Source organism: Zoogloea sp., from assembly GCF_041914405.1.
Classification (GTDB): domain Bacteria; phylum Pseudomonadota; class Gammaproteobacteria; order Burkholderiales; family Rhodocyclaceae; genus Zoogloea.
The window spans coordinates 13,912-31,128 of record NZ_JAYSDK010000017.1 but is presented as its reverse complement, the minus strand read 5'-3'; the positions used below and the strand labels follow the sequence as shown (position 1 = coordinate 31,128).

Here is a 17,217-nt window from a genome sequence, read left to right as displayed (position 1 = left end):
CTTGGCTGCTTATCGTTTTCTTATGGGTCGTGTCACAGGCGCTCGACGATGGTCGCCGTCGCCATGCCGTGGCCGATGCACATCACCTGCAGGCCAAGCTGGCCGTCCACCTGAGCCAGGCCGGCAAGCATCTTGGCCAACAGGCCGGCGCCAGTGGCGCCCAGCGGATGGCCGTGGGCGATGGCGCCGCCCCACGGGTTGAGCTTGTCCATGTCCGGCTCGAACTCCCGCGCGAAGCACAGGGCCACACTGGCGAAGGCCTCATTCACCTCGATCCAGTCCAGATCGCGGATCGACAGACCGGCCCGCTGCAGCGCCAGCCGGGTGGCGGGAATGACGCCGGTGAGTTGCATGACCGGGTCGGAGCCGACCGCCACGCGGGCCCGGAAGCGGGCCAAGGGCTTCAGCCCAAAATCAGTACTGGCCCGTTGGCTGCCGATCAGCACCGCGGAGGCGCCGTCGGACATCTGGCTGGCGTTGGCGGCGGTCACCACGCCGGCATCGGCGCTGCGGAAGACCGGTTGCATCGCGGCCATCCTGGCCGGGTCGATGACGGCGCGGATACCTTCGTCGTGGGCCAGAAGAATCGGCTGCCCGTCCTTGTCCACACCGGCCTGCGGCAGGATCTCGCGATGCAGGCCGGCGGCCCGTGCGGCTTCGGCGCGTCGGTGACTCTCGATAGCGAAGGCGTCGAGCTCGGCACGGCCGAGGGACCAGTGCTCGGCCACCCGCTCGGCACTCTCTACCTGATGGGGGATCGGGTAACGGGTCAGCAGGTCCGGATGCAGTCCGTCAAAGCCGCGGAAGTCGCCCTGGCCCAGCGTGAGGTCGAGGAACATCGGCACCCGGCTCATGCTCTCCACGCCGCAGCCAATGGCGAAATCCAGGTCGCCGGCGGCCACCGCCTGGGCCGCCGCGTGGGTGGCGAACTGGCTGGAGCCGCACATGCGGTTCATCGAAACGCCCGGCACATGCTCGGGCAGGCCGGCCAGCAGCAGGGCCTGGCGGGCGATGTTGGCGCCCTGCTCGCCGGCCTGGCTGACGCAGCCGGCCAGCACATCGCCGACCCGCTCGGCGGGCAGGCCGCTCCGCTGCAGCACGCCGTCGATGGCAGCCGCCAGCAGGGTGTCGGGACGGGTGTCACGGAAGGCACCGCCACGGCGCCCGAAAGGTGTGCGCACGGCGGCGAGGATCAGGGGTTCGGAAGGCGAAGCGAAAGTCATTGGAGCGTTCCCGTAGGACGAAGAAATCGTGGATCAGGCCGCCCGCAGCATTTCGCGGGCGATGATGTTGCGCTGGATCTCGCTGGTGCCCTCGTAGATCTGCAGCACCTTGGCGTCGCGGAAGAGTTTTTCGACGGGGTATTCGGTCGAGTAGCCCATGCCGCCGAAAATCTGGATGGCCTCGGTGGCGCCCCACATGGCCGCGTCGGCGGCGGTGGCCTTGGCGACGGAGGCCTGCAGCGTGTTGGGCTGGCCCTGGTCCACCCGCCATGCGGCCTGGTAGGTGAGGAGACGCGCCGCCTCCAGGCGCATGCGCATCTCGGCCAGCTTGTGGGCAATGGCCTGGTGCTCGACGAGCGTGTGCCCCATCGAGCGGCGCTCCTTCGCGTAGGCCAGGGATTCGTCGATGCAGCGCTCCAGCAGGCCGACGCCGAAAGCCGCCACCATCGGCCGCGAGTGGTCGAAAACCGCCATCGCCAACGCGAAGCCGCTGCCCTCCTCGCCGAGCCGGTTTTCCTCCGGCACGAAGACCCGGTCGAGGAAAACCTCGGCGGTCGGCGCGGCGCGCTGGCCGAGCTTGCCGAGGGGCTCGCCAACGCTGAGCCCGGCGCTATCCCGCGGCACGACGAAGGCCGTCATGCCCTTGTGGCCGGCGGCCGGGTCGGTCTTGGCGAAGACCACGAAGAACTCGGCCAGCGGCGCGTTGGAAATCCAGGTCTTGCTGCCGGACAGCAGATAGCCGCCGGCCACCCGCTCCGCACGGGTACGGATGCCGGCCACGTCCGAGCCGGCACCGGGCTCGGTCAGCGCGAAGCTGGCCAGGGCGCCTTCGGCGATGCGCCCGAGGTAGCGGGCCTGCTGCTCCTTTGAGCCCGCCAGCACGATGGGCTGGGCCGCCAGTGCGTTGATGCACAAGGCGGTGCCGATGCCCAGGCAGCCGTAGCACAAGGCCTCTGTGACCAGCACCAGGTCCAGGCAACCCAGTCCGGCGCCGCCGACCTCGGCGGGGAGATTGACGGTGGCCAGGCCGAGTTCGACCGCCAGGGCCTGCACTTCCAGCGGGAAGGCGCAGTCCCGGTCGGCCTGGACGGCGCGCGGCATGATTTCACGGTGGGCGAACTGGCGGGCCAGTTCGCGGATCTGACGGCGCTCGCCGTCCAGTTCGAAGTGCATCGCACATCCTCACAACAGCAATCCGGGACGGTCGGCCAGGCGCGCCAACGCCCACCTCGGCACGCCATGGGGCGCACAAGGACCGTCTCGGGACAACAGGAAATTGACGAAGGGCGCCAGCCGAAAGCTGGGCCACAGCCGGACCAGACGGCCCGTCAGCTCACGCGCGGGGGATTCGCAGGAAATGCCATGATTATCGTGTCTCCGTATTTATCGGTCCCCGGGCTGGGGCCGGCGGGCATCTTTGAAGTACCCGTTGATGGCGACATGGTAGGAGATCGCCCGGCGGGCGGGGATGGCAGAGGCGGACGACGAATTGACATTTTCTGCCATCATTCCATCTTGCACAGGCTCGTTACACCCATCGATGAATCCGCAGCTCCAGACGATCCCCGCCCGCTTCGCCACCGACCTGATCGCCCACCTGCGCGACACGCCGGGCTTCGACCCGGACTGCGTGCAGCGTGCCGGCATCGCCCCGGCGCAGCTACAGCACGACGGCGCCCGCGTGACCATCGAACAGCTGTCGTCCCTATACCGGCTGCTCGCCGTCCAGTACGACGACGAGACTCCCGGCCTGTTCTCCCGGCCGCTGCGCAACGGCACCCTGAAGTTCCTGTGCCTGTCCATGCTGGACGCCCCCAGCCTGGGCGTCGCGCTGCACCGCTTCGCCGGCTTCTTCCGGCTGGTGCTGGACGACCTGCAGTTCGAGCTGGGGGAATCGGAGACCGGCGCCTGCGTCAGGCTAGTCGAAAAGGGCGACCTGGGCGAGCGCCGCATCCTGGCGCTGGAGTTCATGTTGCTGCTGGTCCAGGGCGTGGCCTCGTGGATGATCGAGAAGCCGATCTCCTTCCAGCGCATCGACCTGGCTTATCCGTCACCGCCCCACGCCGACGAGTATCCGCGCATGTATCCCGGCCCGGCCCGCTTCTGCCAGCCTGTGACGGCCCTGCATCTCGATCCGGCCTGCCTGCCCCTGCCGATTCGCCGCAACAAAACCGCGCTGAGCGCCTTCCTGCGCAATGCGCCGATGGACTGGTTCCATGTCTCGGCCAGCAAGCGCCCGGTCACCCACCGGGTCGGCGACCATTTACGGGAACGGCTGGCGCAGCCGCTGACCATCGAGGACGTGGCTCGCACACTGCACACCTCGCCGCGAACGCTGGCGCGGCGCCTGGCCGTCGAGGGCAGCCGCTTCCAGTCCCTGAAGGACAGCCTGCGGCGGGATGCGGCGATCACGCTGCTGACCAAAACCGACGAGCCGGTGGCGCTGATCGGCGCAAAAATCGGCTTCGACGACCCGTCGGCCTTCAACCGGGCCTTCAAGCAATGGACCGGCAGCCCACCCGGCGCCTACCGCCGCCAGCCGCGCACGGAGCGGGCAAAAAAAGACGCGCCCGAAAGCGCGCCTTCCTGATATCCACCACCTTATCCCTGCACAGCAACGCGGCCGGACGACCACACCCTCAACGCCAGGGCGCGCTGGCCTCGACGAAGTCCGTGATCTCGCGCGCCAGCGCGTCGAAGCCCGCGTCGAGCTCCGTCTCACCGCCGTCGATGGCCGCCTCGAGAGTCCGCGCCGAGTCCATCAGGCCGAATGCACAGAGGAAGCCCGCGTTGCTGCCCAGGGTATGCATGCGTCGCCCCGCCGACTCCCGGTCGCCATTGGCGAGCGCACTGCGGGCCTCCTCGGCAGCCGACGCATTGTCATGGACGAAGAGTTCGAGCAGGCCGAGGAACATTTCCCGGTCGCGGCCCAGGCGCTGGGCGGCACGCTCCCGGTCGATGCCGGGGATCGCCGGGAAGTCCGTGGCGGCCTCGGTCTCGGCGGCCTCCAGCCCCCCCGCCGACGGCCTCGTGGCAGCCACATCCTCCGGCCTGGATTCGGTGAGCGGAGTCGCCGGTGCAGCCGCATCACGGCCCCCACTGCGGACCCAGTGCGCCAGCGTTCGCGCCATCTGGTCCAGGTCCATCGGCTTGGCGAGCACGTCGTTCGCGCCGGCGGCCCGTGCCGCCGCCTGCTGCTCGTCACGCACGCCAGCGGTGAAGGCGATCACCGGCACGTCGATCAGGCCCAATTCGCCGCGGATCAGGCGCATCGCGGTGAGGCCGTCCATCACCGGCATCTGCACGTCCATCAGCACCGCATCGAAGCGCTCCGGCCGGGTCTTCAGGATCTGGATCGCCTGCAGGCCATCGGCGGCCAGCGTCGCGCTGGCGCCCTCGAGGCGCAACGCCCGCTCCACCAGGTCGCGGTTCATCGCGCTGTCGTCCACCACCAGCAGGTGGGCGCCGACGAGACGCGGCCCCGTCGGTTCAGGCGGCGCGGCAGCAACCGCCAGCGCCTCCATCTCGGCTTCACTGGCGCGCTGCAGCGGCAGCTCGAACCAGAAGCAGCTCCCCTGTCCCGGCTGGCTGTCGGCGCCGATTTGCCCGTTCATCAGCTCGACCAGGCGCTTGCAGATCGACAAACCGAGGCCCGTGCCGCCAAAACGCCGGCCAATGCCCGCGTCGGCCTGGGCAAAGGGCGCAAACAAGCGGCCCAGGGCTTCCGGGTCGATGCCAATACCGGTATCGCGCACCTCGAAGCGGAGCTTCAGGCTCGTATCGTCGGCAGGCTGCGCGCGGACCCGCACCGCCACTTCGCCCTGCTCGGTGAATTTGATGGCATTGCCAGTCAGGTTGAACAGGACCTGCTCCAGGCGGAGGCCATCGCCCAGCAGCGGGCCAAGGGGCTCGGGCGGCCCGTCGATGCGCAGCACGAGGCCCTTGCCGCGGGCATTCTGGCCCATCAGGCTGTCGAGGTTGGCAAGCAGCACCGCCAGGTCGAAGGGGCGCTGCTCGATGCGCAGCTGACCGGCTTCGATCTTGGAGAGGTCGAGCACGTCGTTGAGGATCGCCAGCAGGGACTGCCCCGCCAGGCGGATACGCTGGACCATGTCGTGCTGGTGCTCCGCCAGCGGCTCGCGCTCGAGCACCTGGGCGAGGCCCAGTACGGCATTCATCGGCGTGCGGATTTCGTGGCTCATGTGGGCCAGGAACTCGCTCTTTGCCGCGTTGGCCGCCTCTGCGGCTTCGGAGGCCTGGCGCAGCTTGTATTCATAACGCTTGCGCTCGCTGACGTCGCGGATCACCCCCAGAATCTCGACGATGCCGCCCTCCGCGCTGAGCAGCGGACTGGCGCTGACATCGGTCCAGACGGACGAGCCATCCTGGCGCCGCACCTCCAGCTCGCCGCGGAAATGCTCCAGTACCCCACCCTTGGCGAGGCTGCTCTTCAGACGCCCGAAATAGGCTTCGGCGATGCGCAGAGAGTCGGCAGTCAATACCTCGGCCAGCGGCTGCCGGATCGCCTCGTCGGCAGGCAGCCCACGCAGGCGCTCAACGGACGGGCTGACGTAGGAGAAACGGCCGTCCAGGTCCATCGTCACGATCACGTCGACCGCATTGTCGGCCAGCAGGCGATGGCGCGCTTCGCTGATCCGCAGGCGCTCCTCCATCTCCTTGCGGGCCGTGATGTCCTCGACGATGGCCAGGTAGCGGCGGCTGTCCTCGTTGGCGACCTGCACCGGCGCGCAGCTCAGGCTGACCCACACGACCGATCCGTCAGGGCGCAGGTAGCGCTTGATCAGGCGATAACCGTCGATCGCCCCGGCGTTGAGGGCCTCGATGTTGCGCCGGCTCTCCTCCACATCGTCCGGATGGGTAAGCCCCATCGGATCGAGTCCGACCATCGTCGCTGGCGCCAGGCCGACGATCTCGGCGAAGCGGGCATTGGCCTCGGTGATCCGGCTGCCACGGGAATCGAGCAGCGCCACACCGAGGGGCGCCTGCTCGAAGATCACCCGGAAACGCGCCTCGGCCGCCTGCTGGACCTGCAGGGCGGCAATCTCCTGGCGCTCACGGTCGCGGCGCCACAGCAGGTAACCCGCCGAATAGACGAACAGCAGGCCGAGCCCCACCACCAGCCCGGTCGCCCAGGCCAGGTTGTGAATGCCAGCATACGCCTCGACCTCGTCGATCTCGGCCAGCATCAGCCAGGGCGTGCCACCCACCGGCGAGGCATAGGCCAGCACCGGCACGTTGCGGTAATCCCGCCCGCCGGCGAGGATGCCATGCTCGCCCTGGGCCGCCCGCCCCGCCGGCAAAAAGGGCTGATCCAGCGGCTGGGCCAGGGACAGGGCGGGCACGGCGCGGTGACGCAGCGGGGTGAGGAAGCGGACGTTGTTGCCATCCCGCCGCACGAGATAGGTTTCAGCGGTGCGGGTCGGGACCGGCCAGGACTCGACCAGCGGATACAGGGCCTTTTCGGCCTTCCAGGTGAGGTAGGCCACCCCCAGCGGCTTGTCGCCCGATGCCCCGATGGGCGCCAGGACGCCGTACAGCACCTCGCCCTCGGCATTGCGGTACAGGTCGACGAATTCGATGCGGGGCTCGCGCAGGATGTCCTGGATCAGTGCGCTGTGGTCGCGGATGTCAGCCTTGCCGACCACCACCACCGGGCGTGCATCGGCATCGACGACCGCCAGGCCGCCCCAGCCACGCACCCGGGCCACCTCCTGCATGCGGCTGCGAATCTGGTCGAGGATTTCGGCATCCTTGCGGCCACCGTTGAGCCAGCGCCGGAACAGCATCTCCAGCTGGGACCGACTCGCAAAATAGAGTTCGGCGTCGGTACGCGTCTCCGCCAGGGAATCCTCGATCTGCTGCCGCTTCTGCTCGGCGATAACCGCCAGCGTGCGGTGGGTCTCCCGACGGGTTTCCTCGCTCAGGTAGCGATAGCCCACGCCCCCAACGGCACCGATCAACACCGAAACTGCGACGAGCGGCAAGGCAAGGCGCAACCATCTTCGGCGGACTGGAGCAGCGGGACGTGTCGAAATGACGGGGGAGACAGGAACAGTGATCATCGTGGCATGAACTGCGCGCCGCAGGCCCGCTCCGGAAACACCGGGAGGAGCCGGTGAGGGAGCGTTGTCGATGGACCCCGTAACGCGTTTCCGAGAGGAAACGCGGCACACAATACCTGAAGCAATATTGGTTTTTGATTATGCACTCATACAGTGCATATGTCGAAGAATTCAGCCTTTATGGCCATAGAATGCACCACTATTGCCCTTAATCGGCTTTATCGCACCACTACAGGGCGCAACTGCCATGATGACCATGGGTTGCCACAAAGCAAAAAGGCTCAAGCACCTGGATGCTTGAGCCTTAACGCTTAAAACTGGTTGCGGGGGCAGGATTTGAACCTGCGACCTTCGGGTTATGAGGCTGATGATTAGAGTCAATCTTAATCGTAGCCGAGTGTCACAAGAGTGGCTTCAAACGTATATATGACCACAATCATTTGATTTAAAAGAAATCTTTTAACACCGATCTTGTGACAGCTTACCCCGACTTTACGGGGAACGCTTACAAGACCTGTCACAAACCTTGTTCCAACCAAACGCATAGCGAACGACTGTACTCTGACCTTCGGGTGAACGCAAATGCAAGCCCGATGCTGGACTTTACCCCTCCCCCACGGACGGGACTCCCTGCCATGAGCTAAGAGAACGAGGGGCCTTGCTCACTGTTCAAGCAATATTGGTCGTTGCCGAATGAGGGAATCTACGGACCCTGGCGCAGAAAGGCTGAGAGGAGGTTCGGGCGTTCTGAGAGTGACGGTCGCACTCGGCTGATATCGTTCTTTAGGCACGCGCAGTCGCACCGCTGCGCTCCTTCCACCGACACTCTGTCATCAAGCGCCGCAAGAACTCCTCCGGTGCCAATTCCTCACCCAGCAGATTGCGTTGCCGCACCACGTTGGCGAAATCCCCAGGGGTGAGGTGTTCCAGGCTCTGCAGTTTGCGGGCTAGCAGTGGCGAGATGGCCTCCGTGTCGTGGGTTGCACCGAGCGCTTCGCGGGCAAATAGTGCGAGGCGCCGGGCCGGGGTCAGCGGGCGGAAGTGCAGCTTGAAGTCGAATCGGCGCAGTGCGGCAGCATCCAGCCCATCCATCAGGTTGGTGGCCGCGATGAGAATGCCGGGGAAATGCTCGATCTGCTGCAGCAACTCATTCACCTGGGTCGTCTCCCAGCTCTGTCGGGCCTGGCGGCGGTCGCGCAGCAGGCTGTCCACTTCGTCAAGAAAGAGCACGCTACGCTCGGCATCGATGTTGTTGAACAGGGCGGCGATGTTCCGCTCGGTTTCTCCAACGTATTTCGACACCAGATCGGAAGTTGCACGAACCACCAGCTCGCGCCCAAGTGCATCGGCCAGCACATGCGCAAACTCGGTTTTGCCGGTTCCAGGCGGCCCGTAGAAACATAGCCGGCCGTGGCCGTTGCGCTGGAGCGCCGCGGCGATTTTCCCTGGCGCGATGCCGCCGGCGAGGTTGAGATAGGCCACATCGAACTCCGTTGTGGCCTGGCGCCGACGCGGGCTGGCGCTTCCATGCACCAGGCGACGGGTCGCGGCTACACCGCCTCGCACGACATCTACCGGGTCGGTCTCTGGCTGCAGGTCGATAAGACGCCTGGCCGCACCAAACTGGGCCGGCAGCAGTGCTCGAAGCCCTCTCCCTGCCGCGAACCCTGCACGCCACCTACCGCGACCGGGACGGCAAGCTAACCCGCCCGGTGCTGCAGCCCCAGGCCCTGCTGCAGCGCGGCCCGCGCTTGTACCTCCAGGCCGACGCGACATGTCACGTCGCAGCCTTCGCCTACACTCACCGCTCTGACCCGTATGACAAAGGTGGAGTCTCGTGCCTCTCTGCCGCAGTCCCACAAACCTTGAAGGACCGCCCATGAAAGCGCAGATCAGGATCATCGGCATCGGCCACAGCGGCTGCCGACTGCTCGACGGCATGATGGCGTGTGGCCTGCGCGAGGAACTCGACACCGACGAGTCCCCGACCATTGCGGAAATACGCTACATCGCCGTCGAAACCAATATCGACACGCTGGGCTGCTCCAGCGCCGATGTGGGGTTTTATGTGGGGCGCGGCTTTGGCACGGACAGCGAACCAGAAGTCATTGAAAGAATGGCTGCGCAGACCGCGGACATCGTCGAGCACGTCATTCACGGCGCGCATCTGATCCTGCTGCTGACCGGGCTAGACGATCCACTGGAATGCATGGCCGCCGCCGCGTTGGCTGAACTGGGGCAGGACAAGAACATCTTGACACTATCCCTGGTGAGCCTGCCCCCTGTCGAAGTGCCGAGGTGGAATACTGCACCGAATCGCGTCGCAGATGCAGCACGGCGCCTTCGTGTTTACCAGCAATGTGGACGGGCAGTTCCAGAAGGCCGGGTTTTCCGAAATGCAGGTTTGCGAGTGCCATGGCTCCATTCACCACCTGCAGTGCCTGTCGTCGCAGTGCGAGTCACGGATCTGGCCCGCCGGGGGGGTTCTCCCGCTCGTCGATGTCGACGCCTGTCGGCTTGAATCCCCGCTTCCGCGGTGTAGTGCCTGCGGCAGCATTGCACGACCCAACATCCTGATGTTCAACGATGGGGACTGGCTCGAGCAGCGAACCGAAAGACAGACCATCCGCTTGCGCGACTGGTTGGCCAAGGTGGAGAAGCTCGTCGTGGTAGAACTGGGTGCCGGCACCGCAATTCCGACCGTACGTCATTTCGGCGAGCGTGCCGGCGGCACGCTGATACGCATCAACCCAACCGAGGCGCAGATCCGCAGTCCGAGGGCAGTGAGCCTGCCGCTGGGCGCACTTACCGGGCTGGAGTTACTGGCCGGGAGTATGTCATGAGGGTCGCCGTCGTCGGGATTAGAGGGGCAGGCTGGGGGCTTTGACAACAAAACTATGCCATCAGGAAATCCCCCCTCAAGAACTTATTTTTTCTGACGTAAATAAATAAAGAACAATACTTTGGTAAGGCCGCTCGTATCTTTTAAACCTCAAGAGCTTCGTGGATTGAGGGGAGTCAACTTTAGGGGGTAATTATGAATGTTCGTGAGCTAGAGGATTGCATATATGCAATCGAAGGATTTACCGCATCAATTAGTTCTCCGAACGAAAACTTCAAAGATTACTTCGTTCGTCCTTTCCCAGGGAATTCAACGCTTTCCAAATGGAAAGCTCGGTTCATCAAAAAATATCCAAACAGCTCCGTTGCCGTTCAAAAAGGGAACGGTGAAAATGCACACGGAAACATTCTCATCGAAAACCTTAGGTCAACTTACGATATAGATCTGTTGAGATTGGAAATTGACTACCTGAAAAATTATCATGCCGACAAAGAAAATGGCGATCAAAAGAACGATGATGGCTTTGCTACCAAAGCCGATCCGTATGAAGTTCTAGGTGTTGAAAAAAACTGTCCTTTCTCGGAGGTGAGATATGCCTACGGTAAAAAATGCGATTTTTTTCATGACGACAAACTAAGACGTCTAGGACTGCACGAAGAATTATTGCAGTTTGCATTGCAAAAAATGCAGGCAATAAATTCAGCTTACGCTGAATTGAAGGCTCTCCGCACAAGTCCCCCTTCTAGTGAAGAGCCAGATTAGCCGTTTATACATTTCGGGTCGTAGAACAACTCGATGTAATCAAACACGTCAGCGTGTGCTTGGGCCCCAATCAGATAGTCACTAGGGCGCCTCGAAAAACCTTGGCTCGCCCGCCCTTAGTAAAATTACATCGTTCTGAACTCTGTTGCAGCCTGCCCCGATGAAACTGATGGAGGCCTCCCTGGAAGCCATCAATCCAGAAGCCGGCTCAAACCCGCAAGGAGCAGCCCCGGACGCAGTTGCTCTACTACTGTGAGCCTGGGCTCCCTTGCGTTGGTTCAGCTGCGGCAGTTCTTTTAGCATGACATCGGGACAAACAGAGGCAATAGAAGATGACAATGCAGTGGGGAATACTTGGACCTGGCTCCGTCGAAAGTGTCAGAAGGGTCAGGACGCTAGACCTGACACCATGCGTGCGCCTGTTCAATGAACTCGCCGTGCCTGGACTCGGCGGAGTGTGGTTTGGCAAGCAGCTGTTTCTTGCAACGCTGGGCGTACTGGTGGCCGAGCAGGCGAATGAACGGGGCTGCCAGGTAACGAAAATAGCGGTCGCCAATGCTATTGAAGCCATCGCCTGCTGGCTGGCGCTAACCGGAGAGCCGCGAACAAGTGGCGGCCGCGTGCTTGGAAGCACCAAGATCATTGGGCATGACAGCTACTCTTTCAGCAAAGTTAGCCAGTCGAATTTCTATGTCACCACACCGATGCGCATGACCACCGTCACAGCCCTACCAGCCTTGGGGCTGGTCGAGACTTCGGGCAACCGCTTCAACTCCTTTTCCTGCAGCAGGCAGGGGCTAGAGCTGGTCGAAGCGGTCTGCCAGGACAGTCGGCCATTTAACAAGAGTGTTGTGGAGCACTTGGTCCAGTGGGTTTGCGGGCAAGACGACCGGGTCGATTCGGGTCGACTGCGTGCAGCGCTCTCGCCCCTGACCCCCTTGCCGCCCCATGCACGATTGCTGATTCAGGCACGTTTGCATCAGGGAACATCCCGTGAGGCGGAATCGTCGCGGCGCCGACGTAGCGATGCACTCCGCTGGGTGGAGTCACGGCGCCAAGCCGCACCTCCGGTCGGCTGGGACAGCCGACCTGTACAGATCAGCAATCCAGAGCACTGGGCTGATTTGCATGCGGGAGCTCTATTCTTCAGGGTCCGTAATGCGGCCTTAGACGTGCTGGACGAGTTGGAAATTTACATTGGTACGCCCGAACGAAAATATGCCTTCGGCGCATCAATCCCGGCGCGTGTACAGGATGCGCTGACATCTCTGAATAGCGTGGCACAGGCCTTCCTGGACTTAAATCACCACTCAGTGGAGGCCAGGAAGTTCTGCAGCGAGTGCGTATCCGACTCTGCCGTCGAGGTATTGAGCAAACTTGTCGGTCGCGATGGCCGGATTCTACGTCTGGTTGGTACCAACATTTGCCCCGGCCCGGCGTTTCATGGCGGCGAGCAACCTGAAGAAGTTCAGCCCGAATCCAACGATGCGCCTGGAGCCGCTAGCCACGGCTGGCCCGACGGAATCTCCCATCGCATTTCCAATCTTTGGTGGCTCAGCCTAGATCTCGATGGCGAGATCGAAGCTTGGTTGAATTCTGAAAATAAAGAGGCCACTCATGGCTGACAAGAACTTTTGCCCGCTATCGCTGGCTCAGCATTTCGATGCGCCCGCGGAATACCGGGGAGCTTTTGGCTGGATCTGCGGTTACTCCGCTGATGCGGCCTTCCTCAACGACGCGGCCGAGCGCTTCACCCGCGCGACCCAAGGACAGCGCGCCCATGGGGGCTACGTGTCACTGGCCCTTATTCTGGATCCAGGACATCCGGCGATCGGACCAGTGGACGTGCCTGGTCTCGCCCACTTGCCGATTCGTCATCTGCCTGAGCGACCGTTCCGGCTGCTTCATGCGAAGGTCGCCGTATTGGGTTTCCGTCACGAATCAGGCGATGGCCGCTGGCGGATCCGGCTACTCGTCTCCACCGGTAACTAGACCCGTCAGACCTTGGAGGAGAGCCTCGATCTGGCATGGAGCATCGAGATTGAGTCGGGCGAACTGAAGTCCAGAAACGAAGACTTCCAGCTTCGTTGCGCCGATTTGAAGGCAGCCTGGTCCATGCTCGGCGCCCTCCATGAGCTGTTCGACCTGCGGGTGCTAGATGCCTCTAGCGCCCACGGCATTGGTGAAACCGCGCATGGAAGAAACCTGCTGGCTGAGTGGGTTGGCCTGTGTAGGGCCCATGCGGGTAAAACGACACGCTTCATCGACAACCGACGTGCATCGCTATTCCAGCAACTTGTGCCCAGGGTCAAGGTTGTGGCTGGAGAGAGCCGACGCAACTACCTGGCAATGGGGTCGGGTTTTTTTGAGTCGTCGGCCCAGACTACTGATGGCGCAGTACCGACCGTGCTCGATGCCATCGTGACCCGGCTGACCAACGAGGCGCTGCTAACCAAGTCCGGATCGATCGACCTTTTCGTAAATCCCGCCGGCTGCCAAGCTGTCGCAAGCTCGCTTGATGCCATTCTCGACCGTCAGTGGACCGTGAGATGTGCGTCACCGATGCCTCAGTGGTTTGGCCCTAACACACAGCGATCCCTCCACGCGAAATTCATTTTCAGTGCGCGCGAAATTGAAAGTTCAAACCACTGCACTAGCGCTTGGCTCTATCTCGGATCGGGCAACCTGACTGGCCCCGGATTCATAGAGGCGATGTCTCGCGATCGGGGCAATCTTGAGGCGGGGGTCATTTTCGCTCCTGACAATCTTCAGTGGTATCCGCAAGCCCGGATCGATCCGCGTACCCTCGTCACAAACTTGCTGCCGATCCAGTGGGACACCGAACTCTCCCGAGGCACGTCCCTGGCGGCTGGCGCTGACATGCCGGAACAGGGCGTCTCTTTCGTGGCCCCGCCGATCGCATGGCTGGCATGGCTCGACGCCGATACCGGTGGGTATCTTCAGTCTTCGCAGGTGCTGCCCGAAGACCTTTGTGTGCTAAACGAAGCTGGCAACCCGTGCGCCAAGCGCCAAAAAGGGTTTTGGTGGCCAGAATGCAAACCAAGGCAAGTCCGTGTCCGCTGGCAGGACGAGGGTCAGGAGCGGGAATGCCTCATCCCGGTGATGGACGAGTTTGGACGTCTTGCCGCAACGGAGCTGACACGGCTGGAATTCGACGAAGCCTGGTGGGCACTGGTGGGCTTCCCGGCTGCACGTGACGTGGACGGCGGGCCCGACGACGAGGAGCCCACCCAGCAAACATCTGGAGGCAACTCGTCGGCAGCCCTTGTTCCGGCCTACCCCATCCGACAGATGATGGAGTTAGTCGAAAACATCGCGGCCAAACAGACAGGCATCACACCGGCCGACTGGACAGCATGGTGTGTTCGGCTAGAGCAGACGCTGTCACAAATCGCCGACAGCCCCGTATTGGCGTATTTCCATACTCTCGGCCTGAACCCCTTGAGCCCCTTGAGCGTTGCCGCCTTCAGGCCCTCCTTTGCCGAAACATCAGACTCCGCGGAGGGAAGACTGTACGAGGCGGCGCTGGCCCGGATAAATGAGAAATGGGGAACGACGGATTTGCTGACGATTGGGGAGGCCCACAATGAAGCAACAATTTAGTGGGTGGCACGCCGTTGCCACTGAGCTTGAAGCTCTGGCCGCAGCCAGAGGCACCGAAAGCTGGCCTCTCAACAGCGGCCAGTGCGCGAGCCTGCGGGGTATCAAGACCCGTCTCCCGGATAACGGAGTCATCATTGCCGACGAAGTCGGCATGGGCAAGACACGTATAGCTGTTGCTCTGGCCCGCTGTGTTCTCAAGGCCGGAGGCCGCGTCGCAGTCCTCGTTCCGCCGGGCTTGGGCTATCAGTGGCGCGACGAGCTGAGGGATGGCGGCATTCAGTCACCACATCTGCTTCGCAGCCTGTGGCAATTCCTCGCCGCGTGGGATCCGCAACGTTCAGAGGACACGCCTTGGTTCGAGCAGGATGTGGTGCTGGTTTCCCATGCGTTTACCAACTGGCGGCTGGGGGAAAAGAGCGACGCGTGGCGGTGGGCGCTGCTTCCAACGCTCTATGCCTGGTGGCGCAAGCAGCAGGGGACTCGCTTTCCCCGAGGGTTTAACGGCCACGAGGAACTTACTGATGGCTGGGTTCAAGCCGCAGCAAAGAGTATCGCGGAAACAGTCGCTGGCCTGCCCGAATCCCATCAGGCAGTCCGCCTGATCACCGAACTGTCCGATCACACGCCGTGGCCGGGGGCAATGGATGGGGCAGCCTATAGCCGCAACCAGAGCCTGCGTCCGTGGCTGGAGCGAGCCGTAGGCCTTGGCCTGGGCATCTTCGATCTGGTGATCATCGACGAGGCTCACAAGAGCCGTGGCGACGAGAGCGGCTTGTCGCGCATGCTCGAGCAGGTCGTACTGGTGGGAGACACCGCTCGTCGACTGGCCATGACCGCCACGCCGGTGGAACTGGATGTCCTCCAATGGCACCAGACACTCGGACGCATTGGGGTCGATTCTTCCACACTGTGCAATACGGACGGGGATGTCTTTGAACGCTACGCCGACGCCTGTGCCAAGGTGCGGCAATGCCCCGGCAACGGCGAGGCCCGAGAAATCTATCGTTCAGCGTCTGAGACCTTTCAGAGTGCGCTCTCGCCTTATTTGCTGCGTCGTGACAAACGAGAAGTTTCCTGGGTGCAGGTTTTTGCGAAGCGGGCCAATACGTCCATCCATGCATATCGGAAGGAACTGGAGGTATCGGTTGACACCCTGAATCTCAGCCCCGGGTGGCGTCAGGCCGTCTGCGCGGCAGAAGCTCTGTCCATCGTTTCCAGCAAAACAAAAGACTCCATATCCAAACGTATCCGGCTGACCATGGGTAACGGACACGGCATCGCAGCACTTCTCGATCACGTTAAGCGCGACGCTGAACAGGACCGCCAGCAGCTGGCGCTAGACACGCAGCAAGCACCACAGGGCTCTGAGCTCACGCTTTTCGGCGATCTAGCTCAGACGCCGCCAGCAGACAAGCGATCGCAACGATCCGCGTGGTGGCGACAGGTGATCTCGGACGCCTTCTCGGGAAACAATAATCCGCTGTACGAACATCCCGCCCTGCTGGCTGCAGTCGACGCTATTGAAGCGGTCACCCGCAAGGACGAGAAGGTGCTGGTCTTCGGCCGCTTCACTCTGCCTTTGCAAGCCCTGGTCGCACTGCTCAATGCCCGCGAGATGCTACGTACGCTCGATTCTGGTAACACTTGGCCTCAGGCCAAGATCCACGAGAATGAATGGCAAGCGATTCAGGCCGCTCATAGCCAACTGATGCGGGTAGGGCCGCTCGATCGCGAACAGATCAACTCGATGCTCATCCGCCAATATCGGGAGCTTGAGAATCGTCGCCGCGAAAGCCGTGCCGGACTAATTGAACTACTAGATGCTGGATTGCCTGCCAAAGGGACGCAAAGACAAGTATTCGAAGCCTTTAAGCGAACGGTCGGGCTGCACGGCGAAAGCAACGAAAGCCCAGTGGGATTGGTGGCCAAGGTAATGCAGGAACTCACAGGCTCAGGGCAAGGGCAAGATCAAACCAATGCGTCGCGCATTGCCGCGGCATTCACCGATCTCATCGAAGCAGCCAGCGAACGTGGGGAGGGCGACGAAAATGGAGACGGCAGCCTTGATGACGACGAAGCCAACAATCTATGGAGCCTTCTAAAGGGGCGTCTAGATGAGGAATTCAACCGCCCCGAAGGTGGCTTTGCACGCTTGATGAATGGCAGTACCAAGCCGGAAACCCGGCGTCTGCTGCAATTGGCATTCAATCGTCCTCACAGCAACCCCCGCGTGCTGGTTGCCCAGTCGGTAGTCGGCCGGGAGGGCCTTAACCTTCATAAGGCATGCAAGACCGTCGTGCTACTCCATCCGGAATGGAATCCAGGCGTGGTAGAGCAGCAAATCGGACGCGTAGATCGAGTCGGCAGCCTCTGGGAGAAACAATTAGAAACCAGTCTGAACGAAAACATTTCAGCCGACGATCTCCCTCGCATTTTGATCAGGCCCATCATATTCAAAGGTACATACGACGAGCAAAACTGGGCGGTACTCCGTGAGCGCTGGGACGAGTTACGTGCACAACTACATGGCGTGGTGATCTCGCCTCGCATGAGTGAAGACTTCGGGATTGATCCGGTCATTGTCAGCGACATCAATGCCAGCGCGCCCAATTTTTCACCAGAGGGTTTTGGTCTTCTAAAATGACATATATCTTTTCCATACGCAGAGAAAATCGGCATCCTC

At 62.4% G+C, this 17,217-nt stretch carries 13 protein-coding genes and 1 pseudogene; 9 read left to right on the top strand and 5 right to left on the bottom strand.

From position 1 onward, the window contains the following. Window positions 1–32: 32 nt before the first annotated feature. Window positions 33–1,223, bottom strand: coding sequence for an acetyl-CoA C-acyltransferase (locus tag ACE3RX_RS11940; RefSeq protein WP_374483702.1), 1,191 nt, complete (start codon window positions 1,221–1,223; stop codon window positions 33–35). 33 nt (window positions 1,224–1,256) lie between these two features. Further along, window positions 1,257–2,396, bottom strand: coding sequence for an acyl-CoA dehydrogenase family protein (locus tag ACE3RX_RS11935; RefSeq protein ID WP_374483700.1), 1,140 nt, complete (start codon window positions 2,394–2,396; stop codon window positions 1,257–1,259). Between the two features lie 367 nt (window positions 2,397–2,763). On the opposite strand from ACE3RX_RS11935, the gene ACE3RX_RS11930 reads away from it, so the two are divergent. Continuing rightward, window positions 2,764–3,813 carry an AraC family transcriptional regulator gene (locus ACE3RX_RS11930; RefSeq protein ID WP_374483698.1) on the top strand — a complete coding sequence of 350 codons (1,050 nt, stop codon included), beginning with the start codon at window positions 2,764–2,766 and terminating at the stop codon, window positions 3,811–3,813. A gap of 49 nt (window positions 3,814–3,862) precedes the next feature. Here ACE3RX_RS11930 and ACE3RX_RS11925 read toward each other — a convergent pair whose 3' ends face one another. Continuing rightward, on the bottom strand, window positions 3,863–7,207 hold the full coding sequence (locus ACE3RX_RS11925) for a PAS domain S-box protein (protein ID WP_374483696.1): 3,345 nt from the start codon (window positions 7,205–7,207) through the stop codon (window positions 3,863–3,865). Window positions 7,208–8,089: 882 nt separating this feature from the next. Further along, window positions 8,090–8,872 carry an ATP-binding protein gene (locus ACE3RX_RS11920; RefSeq protein ID WP_374483694.1) on the bottom strand — a complete coding sequence of 261 codons (783 nt, stop codon included), beginning with the start codon at window positions 8,870–8,872 and terminating at the stop codon, window positions 8,090–8,092. Window positions 8,873–8,943: 71 nt separating this feature from the next. On the opposite strand from ACE3RX_RS11920, the gene ACE3RX_RS11915 reads away from it, so the two are divergent. Next, entirely contained in the window at window positions 8,944–9,189 is a 246-nt protein-coding gene (locus tag ACE3RX_RS11915) for a hypothetical protein (RefSeq protein ID WP_374483819.1), read from the top strand. Here the strand turns inward: ACE3RX_RS11915 and ACE3RX_RS11910 are convergent. After that, window positions 9,108–9,464: a hypothetical protein gene (locus ACE3RX_RS11910; RefSeq protein ID WP_374483692.1), complete on the bottom strand. Its 357-nt coding sequence runs from the start codon at window positions 9,462–9,464 to the stop codon at window positions 9,108–9,110. The two genes, ACE3RX_RS11915 and ACE3RX_RS11910, sit on opposite strands and share 82 nt — an antisense overlap. Before the next feature lie 169 nt (window positions 9,465–9,633). Here ACE3RX_RS11910 and ACE3RX_RS11905 point away from each other — a divergent pair. From ACE3RX_RS11905 to ACE3RX_RS11875, 7 genes and pseudogenes are all read left to right on the top strand, one after another. Further along, window positions 9,634–9,855, top strand: a pseudogene (locus ACE3RX_RS11905) (Sir2 family NAD-dependent protein deacetylase); the annotation flags it as partial. A 27-nt stretch (window positions 9,856–9,882) separates the two neighbouring features. Further along, window positions 9,883–10,149: a hypothetical protein gene (locus tag ACE3RX_RS11900; RefSeq protein ID WP_374483817.1), complete on the top strand. Its 267-nt coding sequence runs from the start codon at window positions 9,883–9,885 to the stop codon at window positions 10,147–10,149. 194 nt (window positions 10,150–10,343) lie between these two features. Continuing rightward, window positions 10,344–10,910 (top strand): DnaJ family molecular chaperone, encoded by a 567-nt coding sequence (locus tag ACE3RX_RS11895; protein ID WP_374483690.1) that lies wholly within the window; start codon window positions 10,344–10,346, stop codon window positions 10,908–10,910. Between the two features lie 413 nt (window positions 10,911–11,323). After that, a complete protein-coding gene (locus ACE3RX_RS11890) occupies window positions 11,324–12,535 on the top strand; it encodes a hypothetical protein (protein WP_374483688.1) in 1,212 nt (403 codons plus the stop codon). Further along, on the top strand, window positions 12,528–12,902 hold the full coding sequence (locus tag ACE3RX_RS11885) for a hypothetical protein (RefSeq protein WP_374483686.1): 375 nt from the start codon (window positions 12,528–12,530) through the stop codon (window positions 12,900–12,902). Before ACE3RX_RS11890 ends, ACE3RX_RS11885 begins: the two co-directional genes overlap by 8 nt. A gap of 12 nt (window positions 12,903–12,914) precedes the next feature. Continuing rightward, the gene (locus tag ACE3RX_RS11880; RefSeq protein WP_374483684.1) at window positions 12,915–14,534 is read left to right on the top strand and encodes a hypothetical protein; all 1,620 of its coding nucleotides are present in this window, start codon (window positions 12,915–12,917) and stop codon (window positions 14,532–14,534) included. Then, window positions 14,518–17,178, top strand: a complete 2,661-nt coding sequence (locus ACE3RX_RS11875; RefSeq protein WP_374483682.1) for a helicase-related protein — start codon at window positions 14,518–14,520, stop codon at window positions 17,176–17,178. Before ACE3RX_RS11880 ends, ACE3RX_RS11875 begins: the two co-directional genes overlap by 17 nt. The last annotated feature ends 39 nt before the right edge of the window (window positions 17,179–17,217 follow it).